The following is an 11,879-nucleotide window of genomic DNA, read 5'->3' as shown; positions in this document are numbered from 1 at the left end:
CGGCAAAAGCGGCATTATTTGTACTGGTCAGGATTTGCGATGGAGCAGCCTGTCCAAGAACAATAATGCCTCCTGCGGGCGAAGGATATATGTGCAATGAGCTTTGAGAGCGGTTATGCCATCGGTATTGATACCGGCGGAACATACACTGATACTGTTGTTGTAAAGTGCGCTGATTCCAGCGTGGTGGCTACGGCCAAATCTCCCACCACCCATCACGACCTGAGCCTCGGTCTGGCTTCTTCCCTTGATAAAGCCATGAAGGCAAGCGGGATCAGCCCCGATGAGGTCAAACTTGTTTCCGTTTCCACCACTTTGGCTACCAATGCCGTTGTGGAGAACAAAGGCGCGCGGGTCGGGCTGTTCATGATCGGCACCACCAAAGTTCTGAAGCTTCCGGTTGTGACCCTGCGTTACGTGAAGGGCGGGCATAAGATAACCGGTATGGAAGAAGATCCGCTGGATGTTGAGTCTCTTGTGGATGGCATTCAGGACATGGCCGGACATGTGGATGCTTACGCTGTCTGCTCGGCTATGAGTATCAAGAACCCCGCCCACGAACTCATTGCTGAAAAAGCTATTTCCCTGACCGATCCCCAGCCCGTTTTCTGCTCCCATACCATCAGTACCCGTGCAGGGCAGGCCGAACGTGCGGCCACTGCGGTGCTCAATGCCCGGCTTATGCCGGTGATGGAAGAATTTCTGTCCGGGGTCGGCAAGACCCTTGACGAACGCGGACTGGGGTCATCCGTTGTGGTTGTGCGCGGTAATGCCACTCCCATGTCAATGGAAGATGCGGTGCAGCGCGCGGCGGATACTTTTGCCAGCGGCCCGGCATCCACCGCTTACTACGGCTCCATCTATTCCCCGGAAAAGGACGCGCTCATCGTTGACGTGGGCGGTACCACCACCGATGTGACCCTGATCCGTAATTCGCAGCCTACCATTCAGGAATCCGGTTCCATCATCGGCGACTGGGAAACCCATGTTGAGGCGGTGGAAATGTTCACCGTGGGCGTGGGCGGCGACAGTTTCGCACGCATCAACAGGTCCGGCAATTTTGAAGTCGGTCCGGGCCGGGTTGTGCCCCTGTGCATGGCCGGAGATATTCCCGCACCGGATAGATGGATCGGCAAGGGGCATGAGTCACATCTGCTGAAGACCGGGCCTTCTGCGGACGAAACTTCCGATGATGAAGTCTTGAAATATCTTTTTGCAAACGGCCCCTCCACCTTCGGCCAGATCATGGCCGGAACCGGGCTCGGCGAAATCGGGCTCGGCGATAAAGTCCGAAAACTCGTGCGTGAACAGCTGGTGGAAGAAGTAGGCTTTACCCCTACCGATGCACTGCACGTCCAAGGACATCTTGCAATCGGTGATAAGACTGTTTCCGAAGCCGCAGCAGCTATTCTGGGCAAGGAATTTGATCTGGACGGTCCGGGCTTTGCGGGCATGGTTCTTTCCGAAACAAGGACCAAGATCGAAAACGCCATGCTTGAACACATTGTGCGCAAGGAAATCGGCGGTAACATGGCCGGGTTTATTTCCGGGCGCGCCTCAAGTCCGCTGGTCAGCTTTGACGCTTCCCTGAACCTGCCCATCGTGGGTATCGGTGCCGCTGCGCAGAAGTTGTTGCCCGAGGTGGCCGAGAAGCTGCACACCGAAGCTGTTTTCCCGGACCATCACGAAGTGGGGAACGCGCTGGGCGCAATTAAAATGGCTCTTGATAAAACCAAAGGGGACGACACTGATGAGTAGAAATCAACCTTCAGCATATGAATACTGCCTTGAACCTGCCAGCGAGAATTCCGAAGTCGAAGTTGTTCACGGTTGGATTTTCAAGGACGATAAGTGGGTTGCCCATGCATGGTGCGAATTCGCAGACCGGGTAATCGATCTGGGTCAGTCCACCCATTCCATGGATAAATTTAATTACTACGTCGCTAATAAAGTTAAGGAAGAACGCTGCCGCCGCTATCCGCGTATCGAATTTTTCACCCTCGTAGGTGATGAAGGCCATTTCGGACCTTATGACAAAGAACTTTTCTTTGCGCCTGAGAGCGAGAACGATCCGCTGGAAGTAATCGAATCCGGCGGGGTGGAATAAATTGTCTGCGGGATTTTTCATTACCGGAACAGGTACTGATGTGGGCAAGACTGTGGTTACCGCAGGGCTTGCCCGTTTCTTCATGAAATCAGGAAGGTCCATACTTCCGGTCAAGCCTGTGCAGTCCGGGGCAGTTGTCCTGCCTGACGGGACCCTTGATTCCCCGGATGGCGATGTTTACCGCGCTGCCGGGGCGGTCTGGGATATGGATCGTCAGTGTCCGTATATTTTCGAGCCGCCCACTTCCCCGCATCTGGCCGCAAAACTGGCCGGGGTGGAGCTTGATCCCGTCCAGATCGCCGCCAAGGTCCGTGAATTGGAAGGGGATGATTTTCTGCTGGTGGAAGGTGCCGGGGGCATAATGGTTCCCCTTTCTGAGGAAGCATCCATGCTGAACCTCATGAAAGAGCTGGGCTACCCGGTTATTCTGGTCATCGAGAACAAGCTCGGCTGCATTAACGAAGCACTGCTTTCCATTGCAGCTTTGCAGCAGTCCGGGCTGGATATTTCCGGGCTGGTCATGACCGCGCCCAACAGGCCCGCTCCCGAAGAATACGGCATGGCCGAAGAGAATATCCGTTTCATCGAAAAAATCTCCGAAGTAAAAGTAATCGCTTCCATTCCATATATCGAAAATTGGGATTACAATGATCCCAAATGTTGGGAACTCATAGACGAAGCACTTAATTCTTAGCTGCCTCCGGCGGCCCTCCGGGGGCCAAAGAACCCTTTTAGAAAAGGGTTCTCTGGACTCTCCTAAAACTTTTAATAGTTTTGTTTGTTCTTTTTCCAATTAATTGCATTTTCATAATCAAAATGGCGAAGCCCTAATAAAAGTTTTTGGGATTCTTAAACCCTTTTTACAAAAAGGGTTTAAGGCCCCCGGCAGGGCCGCCGGAGGCTAATTATGTCCATTCTTGAATTCGACAAAAACCATCTTTGGCATCCGTACACATCTGCTACTCATCCGCTAACAGTTTATCCGGTAAAGCGTACCGAGGGCGTTAAGATCGTTCTTGAGGACGGTACCGAGCTGATTGACGGCATGGCTTCGTGGTGGTGCGCTATCCACGGATATAACAATCCGGTGCTGATTAAAGCTCTGCGTGATCAGGCCGAGACCATGCCCCATGTGATGTTCGGCGGGCTGACCCACGAACCTGCGGTGGAACTGGCCCGCAAGTTGGTTGAGATTTCCCCGGAACCGCTGCAACAGGTCTTTCTGGCTGATTCCGGTTCGGTTTCCGTGGAAGTGGCCATCAAGATGGCTATCCAGTACTGGTATGCCGCGGGCAGGCCGGAGAAAAACAGGCTGATGACCATCCGCAACGGTTACCACGGTGACACCATCGGCTGCATGTCGGTCTGCGATCCGGTAAACGGTATGCATTCCATGTTTAGCTCGGTGCTGCCGGAACATGTTTTTGCCGATACTCCGCTGTGCGGATATGCTGACGGCTGCACTGATGAAGATTTTGCTGATTTTAAGGGTAAGATCGAAACACATGCCCATGAGCTGGCGGCGGTAATTCTGGAGCCTGTGGTGCAGGGGGCCGGGGGCATGCGTTTTTATTCCCCGGAATATCTGAAACGGGTCCGTGAGGCTTGTGATAAGCACAATGTTCTGCTCATCTGCGATGAAATCGCCACCGGATTCGGACGCGCCGGGGCCATGTTTGCCAGTGAAATGGCCGGGATCAGCCCGGATATCATGTGTATGGGCAAGTCTATTACCGGGGGCATGATGACACTGGCCGCCACCCTTGCAACAAAGGAAGTGGCTGAGGGAATTTCTTCCAAGGGCGGGGTGTTTATGCACGGTCCGACCTTTATGGGCAACCCGCTGGCCTGCGCGGTGGCTAGTGCTTCTATTGATCTGCTGCTGGAGAGTAACTGGAAAGAGCGGGTGGCGGAAATCACCGAGCTGCTCTGTTCCGGGCTGGCTCCATGCGCAAAATCCAATGCGGTGGCTGATGTGCGCTGCCTTGGAGCTATCGGTGTGGTTGAGTTGAAGAAGCCTGTGGATATGGATTCCATCCAGCGGGAATTTGTTAAACGCGGTGTCTGGGTGCGGCCTTTTGGAAAGCTTGTTTATGTGATGCCGCCCTATGTTATTTCGAACCTTGAGCTTGAGGCCCTGACTTCCGCCATTTGTGAAGTGGTCGGCCTGCAGGGGTAATGTTTTGGATAGAAAAGAGAAACAGGCCTTGTGGACTGCGGTTCACGGCGGCGGTCCCATTGACGAGCATACTGCGGTTTCGCTGCTCGGTGCTTCCCATGGCGAACTTGCTGAAATTATGCATGCCGCACATACCATGACCATGCGCAGGTTCGGACGTGAGGTCAGCCTTTGTTCCATCGCCAATGTGCGCAGCGGGAATTGTTCCGAGGACTGTACTTTCTGTGCCCAGTCCAGCCATTTTACGGGCACCCCGGCTCCGGCCTATCCGTTAATGCCGGTGGAGGAGATCCGGGATTGTGCTGAAAAGGCCGGGCAGTCGCCCCTTGAATTCTTCAGTTATGTGACCAGCGGTAGGGCACTTAAGGGCAAGTCCCTTGAGCATATCTGCGAGGCTGTGGACGGTATGCGCGGTAAGAGTTTTAATCACTGCGCATCGCTGGGCTGTCTTGATTTTGAGTCCTTGAAGAAGCTGCGCGAATCGGGTGTGCTCCGCTATCATCATAATCTAGAAGCTGCGGAAAGTTACTTTCCCAATATCTGTACCACCCACAGCTATGCGGAGCGGGTGCGAACCGTGCGTGATGCCAAAAAGGCCGGGCTTGAGGTCTGCTGCGGCGGGTTGCTGGGGCTTGGCGAAAGCCATCAGCAACGGGTGGAGTTGGCATTGGCCCTTGCGGAGCTGGAAGTGGATTCCATTCCGCTTAATTTCCTGATTCCTATTCCGGGAACCCCGCTGGAGGATGTTGATCCTTTGCAGCCCCTTGAAATCCTGCTGACCATCGCCATGTTCCGGCTGGTCAATCCCCATGCGGAAGTGCGCATGGCTGCCGGACGGGCGGCACTGCGTTCATTGCAGTCTTTTATTTTTCATGCCGGGTGCAACGGGCTTATGGTCGGGGATTTCCTGACTGTATCCGGGCAGGGCATAGATCACGACCTGACCATGCTTGAAGATCTGGGGCTTACGGTCCGAAGCAAGAAATAAAAAAAAGGAAGCCCGGTTGAGTTGTTCAGCCGGGCTTCCTTTTTGAAATTTTTGTCAGGAGTGGTAGAGGATTGTAGCCACGTAATCCTGTATTTTTATGAGGATTTCCGGGGATGGTTTTTCAAAAGTCATACCCAGTACGGTTTTGCGTGAATCCTTGGTGCAGCGTTGTACTTTGCAGGGAATGAAGGTCTCTCCGTTTTCCGTAAAGTAGGGGCAGTAGACTTTCATGTCGTCGCCTATTTCCGGGTCAGGAGTTTTTTTATCCTGAATATAGCTTATGCAGCAACCGCTGGTACTCAGGTCTTCCAATACGGCTACGGTTTTTTCTTCTCCGAGTTTAATCTTGGCTTCCATGAAACAGGATACCCGTTTGTGCCTGCGCAGATTGTAGGACTCAATCCGTTTGGGATATTCCAGAAACAGAAGTCTGTCCGGGGTGGTTATCATCCTGACTACTTTGGTTTTGTAGCCGGAAGCAATTCCTTCAAAAATATAACGGACAGTGGCTTCGTTGCCCGGGTACATATAGTCACCCCATAGCTGCTTATCCGCATGGTGAACCATGGGCTCTTTGACAATGAGGGATTTGGTGAAATCCCCGCCGACTACAATAGTCGGGGCTTTGTCATTGAGTCCGCCGAGTTCAATGGTGATTTTCAGGCCGGGTGTACAGGCGGCCTTGAGTTTTTCCTTCTGGGAGATCATTTACCTTTCCGCTTAACGATGTATTTCTTGAACATAGAGGCTACTTCAAGTGTGGGGGCAATTTCAAGTGCTTTATCAAGGTGTTCCAGTGCCATATCGTTGTCTCCGGCGTCAAAATAGGCTCTGGCGGTATTGAAATGCAGGTTTTCATCGTTGGGATTGATTTCAATAGCTTTGTTGTAAAAAGTGATGGCTTCGTCAAATAGCGTTTGTTTACGAAGGGTTATGGCGAAAAGGTTAAATTCCTGACGCTGGCTTTCCATGAACACGGCATCGTTATTCAGAAGCCTGTCTACGATGCCGGATAATTTAGTGAAATTTTGTTTGCTGCATTGAACCGAGCCCATCCCCAGATTGGCCTTGGGGTGTTCCGGGTCCAGAAAAAGAGCTTTGGCAAAGGATTGTTCGGCTTCATCGAGATTGCCGTCAATGAATTGTTTTTCGCCTTTGTCTATTTTGGCTTTCAGGGATTTCAAAGCCGGGAGGGTTTTCTTCTCGTAGTATTTCAGTTCCGGGGCATACTGGGTGATGAATTCTTTTTTGTTGAGGACAATCACCATGCCGGAGGGGATATTCTGTTCATTCAGGGGCTGGACTTGGTACTTGTCCACGCCGGAACGGGTGACATAATAGTATGTCTTGCTTTCGGAACGCTGCATGGTCGCTCCTGCCCCGGTGTAGTCTTTGATGTTTTTAGAAAAAACACCAAGTACTTGCGAAATGTCTCCCATCGACCCCTCTCTGAAAATTCATTTATCTCAAGTAAGCTGAGTGTATTATTTATAATGTATTTTAGTATTTTGTAAAATTAAAAGCCTGCTGGTTATAAGCAGGCTTTTCAAAAAAGTCGATTAGAATTCTCAATATCAGGCTGGATTCAGCCGTTGATGCGTGTTTTGTATGTTTTTATGGAATGTTAGTTCTGTTATTTTTCATGTTCAGGGACGGCAGGTTTCGGTTTTGCTTTCTTCTTTTTCTTCTTTTTGAGCAGGTATTTCTTGAAAAGAATTGTCGCTTCCTGTTCAGGGTTTATTTCGAGTGCTTTTTCTATATGGATCAGGGCATCTTCTTTATTGTTTGTTTCAAAATATGCACGGGCGATGTTGAAATGCAGGTTTTCATCATCCTGATGGATTTCAAGGGCCTTGCTGTAGAAGCTGATGGCTTCTTTGTAGCGTTTGTTTTTGCGCAGAGCGATACCGAAGATATTGAATTCATGGCGCTGCTCCTCCAGAAACACAGTATCCAGATTCAGCAGGACTTTAATGACTTCAGCTAGTTTTTCGAAATTTTCTTTTGAGCACTGGACAGTACCCATGCCCAGATTGGCCTTGGGATTATCCGGGTCCAGCAGCAGGGCTTCTGCAAAAGCGTGTTCCGCTTCATCCAGTTTGCCCTCTTCAAAAGCCTCTTCACCTTTTTCAATTTTGGCGTGCAGGGTTTTCAGGGCGGGCAGGGTTTTGCGCTGGTAGTAGTATACTTCAGGGGAGTACTGTTTAATGAAATCTTTTTCAGCAACAATATTGACCATGCCGGAAGGAACGTCCTGTTCGTTCAAAGGCTGGGTGTGGTAATGAATCCCGACGCGGGTGACATAGTGGTAGGTTGTGTTTACGGTCCTCTTTGCAGTTGTTCCGGTCCCGATATGCGATTTAATGTTTTGGGAATAAACCCCCAGAATTTCATGTGAATTGCCCATCATTACCCCAAATGCATTTTTTCATTATCTATAATTATAACGCAAGGCCCGCTTAAATTATAAACGGGCCTTGCTGTTTTTGTCGACAGGAAAGGATTCTTTTTGTCTTTTAACTACAGCCTGCCCTCTTCCACGGCGTGGCAGGCACAGAGGGTGCCGTTTTCCAGATTGCGGGCGCGGGGAATTTCTTCCCGGCAGCGGTCATTGGCAAACTGGCAACGGCCATGGAATACGCATCCCGGAGGCAGATTGATGGGCGTGGGCACGTCACCGGAAAGGTGGATGTGTTTTTTCTTTTCTCCGCCAAGGGTCGGAATGGCCGAGAGCAGTGCCCTTGTGTACGGATGCTGCGGACTTGCAAAAATCTCCTTGGCTGTTCCCAGTTCACAGAGGCTGCCCAGATACATTACCGCCACACGGGTGGAGATGTGTTCCACAACGGACAGATCGTGACTGATGAACAGGTAGGTCAGATTGCGATCTTCCTGCGCATCCATGAGCAGGTTCAGAATCTGGGCCTGAATGGAAACATCCAGCGCGGCAATGGGTTCATCGGCCACGATGAATTCCGGTTCCACGGCCAGAGCACGGGCAATGGAGATACGCTGACGCTGGCCGCCGGAGAATTCATGGGGGTAGTTGCCGGCCCATTCCGGGTCCATACCCACACTGCGCATGACTTCATGGAGCTTGTCCTTGGCGTCACCCCTTGAGATACCTTTGTTGTGGAAGTAGATGGGCTCTTCAATGATCTGGCGCACGGTCATGCGCGGGTTCAGCGAGGCATACGGGTCCTGAAAAACCATCTGCATTTTTGTGCGGTAGGGCAGCATCTGCGCGTGGGGCAGGTGGTCGATGCGTTCTCCGCCGTAGTGCACTTCACCGGAATTGGGCGGATAAAGGCCCATAACGGTTCTTGCAAGGGTGGATTTACCGCAACCGGATTCGCCGACCACGCTTAAGGTTTCACCTTTCTTAATTTCAAAGCTGACGTTGTTGACCGCTTTGACGATGGTGTGCTTGCGTGTGATGCGTCCGTCTTCCATTTGCAACTGGTCGAGCAGTCCGCCGGAAATGTCGAAGTGCTTGACCAGATTTTTTATTTTTACGAGGGAATCGGTACTCATGACGAATCTCTATACTTTGTCGGCATGGTGGCAGGCCACCAGAATACCGGATTTATTTTCTTTCAGTGTGGGCAGTTCCTGCTTACAGATGTCCGTACAGTGCGCACATCTGGGATTGAAGGGACAGCCTGCGGGCATATTCATGAGCGAGGGCATGGCACCGGGAATCTGGGTCAACCGGTTGCCTGCTCCGCCGGATTGCGGAAGAGCGGCAATGAGTCCCTGTGTGTAGGGATGGCCCGGATTTTCGGTGACCTGACGGGTGGAACCTGTTTCCACGATTCCGCCTGCGTACATGACCGCGATACGCTGGGTTACTTCCGAGACAACGGCGAGGTCATGGGTGATCAGGATCAGGCCCATATTGTCGGTTTCACAGAGTTCCAGCAGCAGGTCCATGATCTCGGCCTGAATGGTTACGTCCAGTGCGGTGGTCGGTTCATCGGCGATGATCAGTGCCGGATCGGTCAAAAGCGAAATGGCGATGACGATGCGCTGGCGCATGCCGCCGGAGAATTCGTGCGGGTACTGGGCCAGACGTTTGCGCGGGGAAGGGATGTAGACCTTGCGCAGTTTTTCCAGCGCAATTTCTTCCGCTTCCTTACGGGTGACGTCCATATGGGCCAGCACTGTTTCCACCATCTGGGTGCCCACAGTCAGTACCGGGTTCAGGGTCATCATGGGGTCCTGAAAGATCATGGAGATGCGGTTGCCGCGAATGCCGCGCATCTTATCAAAAGGCATTTTCGCGAGATCCTGTCCTTCAAACATGATCGACCCGCCCGATATATATCCGGGCTTGGAGATGAGGTTGATGACGGAAAAACCGGTCACGGATTTACCGGCCCCGGATTCACCCACCAGACCGAGCCTTTCCCCCTTATCAAGGGAGAAACTCACGTTCTTCACTGCCTCAAGGGGACCTTGGCGCAATGCGAACTCGACACTTAAATTCTTAACATCAAGAAGCGGTTGCATTGTTACCCCTTATACAGTTTCGGGTTGAGGAAGTCGCGCAGCCAGTCACCGAGCAGGTTGATGACTAGAATGAGTACCACGAGCACGATACCGGGGAACATGGTGATCCACCACGACCCGCTGAAGATGTATTCGAAGCCCACGTTGATCAGCGAGCCCAGCGAAGGCTGGGTCACAGGCATACCCAGTCCGACGAAGGAAAGAGCTGCCTCACTCATGATGGCGTTGGCCACCTGAATGGTGGAGATAACAAAGACCGGGGAGAGGGTGTTGGGCAGTACATGCCGCCACATGATCCTTTTCTGGGAAAGGCCGATAACTTTGGCCGCTTCCACGTATTCTTTCTTTTTTTCCGCCAGTACGGATGCACGCACGGTACGCGCGTACTGCGGCCATTCAGCAAAACCGATGACCAGAATCAGCAGTGGAACTGCGATTTCCTCATACTTGGCGACCCCGAACATGGCCTGAAAGATGGCTGAGATGAAAATCGCAACCATGTAGGTGGAAAAGGAAAGCTGTACGTCGGCCACGCGCATGAGGATGGATTCCACCCTTTTGCCCATGAATCCGGCCACCAGCCCGACCATGATGCCGAGGAACGCCTGCAGGCAGACAGCACCGATGCCGATGATCAGTGATACGCGCATGCCGTAGAGCATGGTGGAATAAAGGTCGCGGCCCTGTGCGTCAGTGCCGAGCAGGAAGCTTGAATCCCCGCCGGGCAGCCATGAAGGCGGAATTTCCGCGTTCATGATGTCGATGCTGTGGGCACTGTATGGATTAAAAGGCGCGATCAGCGGTGCCGCAAAACCCATGAACAGGAGCACGACCAGAATACAGAAGCTGGTCATGGCCACTTTGTCGTGCAGGAAGTCGTGCAGAAAATATGATTCCTTGAATCTCTGCCAGCGTGATCTGGTTTTCATTATTTCTGCCCCGCTATTCTGACCTGCGGGTTGACCAGTCCGTAAATGACGTCAACCACGGTGTTTACAACTACGAAAATCAGCCCGACCACCATGAGGTAGGCAACCATAAGCGGAGCATCGCCGCGTTCCACAGCCTCAATAAACATGAAGCCCATGCCCTGCCACTGGAATACGGTCTCAGTGAGGATGGTAAAGGCAATCATGGTCCCTAGCTGTACGCCGCCCACGGTGATGACCGGGAGCAGGGTGTTTTTGAAGGCATGGACGATCCAGACCCGCTTGGGCATAAGGCCTTTGGCCCATGCATATTTAATGTAGTCGTTTTCAAGCACTTCCATCATCTCGGAACGGATGAGACGGATAAAAAGCGGAAGCATAATGGAAGAAAGAGCGATGGAAGGCATGATCAAATGCAGCCAGCCATCGGCGGTCAAAAATCCGGTGCGCCAGCCGCCGATGTTTACTGTCTCGCCGCGTCCGTAGGACGGCAGCCAGTGCAGTTCTACTGAAAATACGTAAATCATTAGGATCGCAGTCAAAAATACCGGGATGGATACCCCGACAATAGACCCGCCCATGACGAATCGCGAGAACAGGTTTTTTGGCCTGATGGCCGAATAAATACCCAGCGGAATGGAAAAAATTACAATGATCAAGGCGGAACAGATGACCAGTTCAAGGGTGGCAGGAGCCTTGCTCAGGATAACCTCTAGAGCTGACTTTTTGTAAAAGAAAGAGCGACCGATATCCCCCTGGACCGCTCCCTGCATGAATCTGCCGAACTGGACCATGAACGGATCGTTCAGGCCGAGTTCGTCCCTGATTTTTTCCCTTTCAGCAGCGGATACGGAAACACCCGTGATCTCGCGCACCGGGTCACCGAAGCTCTGCTTGATGGCAAAGCCGATGAAGCTGATGATCAGCATGACTATGATCGCCTGCGCGATCCTGCGGACTATAAAAGCAAACATTTTTTAAATTACTCCAGACGGACAATGTTGTGTGCCTCCGGCGGCTGGGGAAGGGGAGAGAAAACTTTGCTAACGCCCAAAGTTTTCTCTCCCCTTCCCCAGACCCCATCCCCTCTCTTTCAAAGACGTTTTAGTTATGCTTCGCATGTGGCGCGCTCAGACTATCTTTGAATTCAAAGACGGCGAAGCC

The 11,879-nt window shown here is 52.0% G+C and carries 12 protein-coding genes; 5 read left to right on the top strand and 7 right to left on the bottom strand.

What is annotated here, in order from left to right:
* The first annotated feature begins 96 nt into the window (after positions 1-96).
* The 5 genes from FMR86_RS03600 to bioB all read left to right on the top strand — a co-directional run bounded on the left by FMR86_RS03600 (position 97) and on the right by bioB (position 5,274).
* Positions 97-1,758: a hydantoinase/oxoprolinase N-terminal domain-containing protein gene (locus FMR86_RS03600; protein WP_163349712.1), complete on the top strand. Its 1,662-nt coding sequence runs from the start codon at positions 97-99 to the stop codon at positions 1,756-1,758.
* Complete coding sequence (locus tag FMR86_RS03595) at positions 1,751-2,107, top strand: hypothetical protein (RefSeq protein ID WP_163349711.1); 357 nt, start codon at positions 1,751-1,753, stop codon at positions 2,105-2,107. The genes FMR86_RS03600 and FMR86_RS03595 overlap by 8 nt, the downstream gene beginning before the upstream one ends.
* A gap of 1 nt (position 2,108) precedes the next feature.
* A complete protein-coding gene (bioD, locus tag FMR86_RS03590) occupies positions 2,109-2,801 on the top strand; it encodes a dethiobiotin synthase (protein WP_163349710.1) in 693 nt (230 codons plus the stop codon).
* A gap of 213 nt (positions 2,802-3,014) precedes the next feature.
* Complete coding sequence (gene bioA, locus FMR86_RS03585) at positions 3,015-4,286, top strand: adenosylmethionine--8-amino-7-oxononanoate transaminase (protein WP_163349709.1); 1,272 nt, start codon at positions 3,015-3,017, stop codon at positions 4,284-4,286.
* A 4-nt stretch (positions 4,287-4,290) separates the two neighbouring features.
* Positions 4,291-5,274 carry a biotin synthase BioB gene (bioB, locus tag FMR86_RS03580; protein ID WP_163349708.1) on the top strand — a complete coding sequence of 328 codons (984 nt, stop codon included), beginning with the start codon at positions 4,291-4,293 and terminating at the stop codon, positions 5,272-5,274.
* Between the two features lie 54 nt (positions 5,275-5,328).
* Here bioB and FMR86_RS03575 read toward each other — a convergent pair whose 3' ends face one another.
* From FMR86_RS03575 to FMR86_RS03545, 7 genes are all read right to left on the bottom strand, one after another.
* A complete protein-coding gene (locus tag FMR86_RS03575) occupies positions 5,329-5,982 on the bottom strand; it encodes a flagellar brake protein (RefSeq protein ID WP_163349707.1) in 654 nt (217 codons plus the stop codon).
* Positions 5,979-6,713: a tetratricopeptide repeat protein gene (locus FMR86_RS03570; RefSeq protein WP_163349706.1), complete on the bottom strand. Its 735-nt coding sequence runs from the start codon at positions 6,711-6,713 to the stop codon at positions 5,979-5,981. The genes FMR86_RS03575 and FMR86_RS03570 overlap by 4 nt, the downstream gene beginning before the upstream one ends.
* Positions 6,714-6,907: 194 nt before the next feature.
* Positions 6,908-7,681: a M48 family metallopeptidase gene (locus FMR86_RS03565; RefSeq protein WP_163349705.1), complete on the bottom strand. Its 774-nt coding sequence runs from the start codon at positions 7,679-7,681 to the stop codon at positions 6,908-6,910.
* Positions 7,682-7,794: 113 nt separating this feature from the next.
* Complete coding sequence (locus tag FMR86_RS03560) at positions 7,795-8,808, bottom strand: ABC transporter ATP-binding protein (RefSeq protein WP_163349704.1); 1,014 nt, start codon at positions 8,806-8,808, stop codon at positions 7,795-7,797.
* Between the two features lie 9 nt (positions 8,809-8,817).
* A complete protein-coding gene (locus FMR86_RS03555) occupies positions 8,818-9,786 on the bottom strand; it encodes an ABC transporter ATP-binding protein (protein ID WP_163349703.1) in 969 nt (322 codons plus the stop codon).
* A gap of 2 nt (positions 9,787-9,788) precedes the next feature.
* Positions 9,789-10,715 carry an ABC transporter permease gene (locus tag FMR86_RS03550; RefSeq protein ID WP_163349702.1) on the bottom strand — a complete coding sequence of 309 codons (927 nt, stop codon included), beginning with the start codon at positions 10,713-10,715 and terminating at the stop codon, positions 9,789-9,791.
* The gene (locus FMR86_RS03545; protein WP_163349701.1) at positions 10,715-11,689 is read right to left on the bottom strand and encodes an ABC transporter permease; all 975 of its coding nucleotides are present in this window, start codon (positions 11,687-11,689) and stop codon (positions 10,715-10,717) included. The genes FMR86_RS03550 and FMR86_RS03545 overlap by 1 nt, the downstream gene beginning before the upstream one ends.
* Positions 11,690-11,879: the final 190 nt, after the last annotated feature.

This window comes from Desulfovibrio sp. JC010 (assembly GCF_010470675.1).
Classification (GTDB): Bacteria; Desulfobacterota; Desulfovibrionia; order Desulfovibrionales; family Desulfovibrionaceae; genus Maridesulfovibrio.
Note: the sequence above shows the minus strand (reverse complement) of the source record. Positions and strands in the feature narration are given on the sequence as shown.

Excerpts from the sequence above, each read along its gene's own strand:
- FMR86_RS03600 (WP_163349712.1), top strand. The coding sequence starts at position 97 with ATGAGCTTTGAGAGCGGTTATGCCATCGGTATTGATACCGGCGGAACA.
- FMR86_RS03595 (WP_163349711.1), top strand. The coding sequence starts at position 1,751 with ATGAGTAGAAATCAACCTTCAGCATATGAATACTGCCTTGAACCTGCC.
- bioA (WP_163349709.1), top strand. The coding sequence starts at position 3,015 with ATGTCCATTCTTGAATTCGACAAAAACCATCTTTGGCATCCGTACACA.
- FMR86_RS03575 (WP_163349707.1), bottom strand. The coding sequence starts at position 5,982 with ATGATCTCCCAGAAGGAAAAACTCAAGGCCGCCTGTACACCCGGCCTG.
- FMR86_RS03570 (WP_163349706.1), bottom strand. The coding sequence starts at position 6,713 with ATGGGAGACATTTCGCAAGTACTTGGTGTTTTTTCTAAAAACATCAAA.
- FMR86_RS03565 (WP_163349705.1), bottom strand. The coding sequence starts at position 7,681 with ATGGGCAATTCACATGAAATTCTGGGGGTTTATTCCCAAAACATTAAA.
- FMR86_RS03560 (WP_163349704.1), bottom strand. The coding sequence starts at position 8,808 with ATGAGTACCGATTCCCTCGTAAAAATAAAAAATCTGGTCAAGCACTTC.
- FMR86_RS03555 (WP_163349703.1), bottom strand. The coding sequence starts at position 9,786 with ATGCAACCGCTTCTTGATGTTAAGAATTTAAGTGTCGAGTTCGCATTG.
- FMR86_RS03550 (WP_163349702.1), bottom strand. The coding sequence starts at position 10,715 with ATGAAAACCAGATCACGCTGGCAGAGATTCAAGGAATCATATTTTCTG.
- FMR86_RS03545 (WP_163349701.1), bottom strand. The coding sequence starts at position 11,689 with ATGTTTGCTTTTATAGTCCGCAGGATCGCGCAGGCGATCATAGTCATG.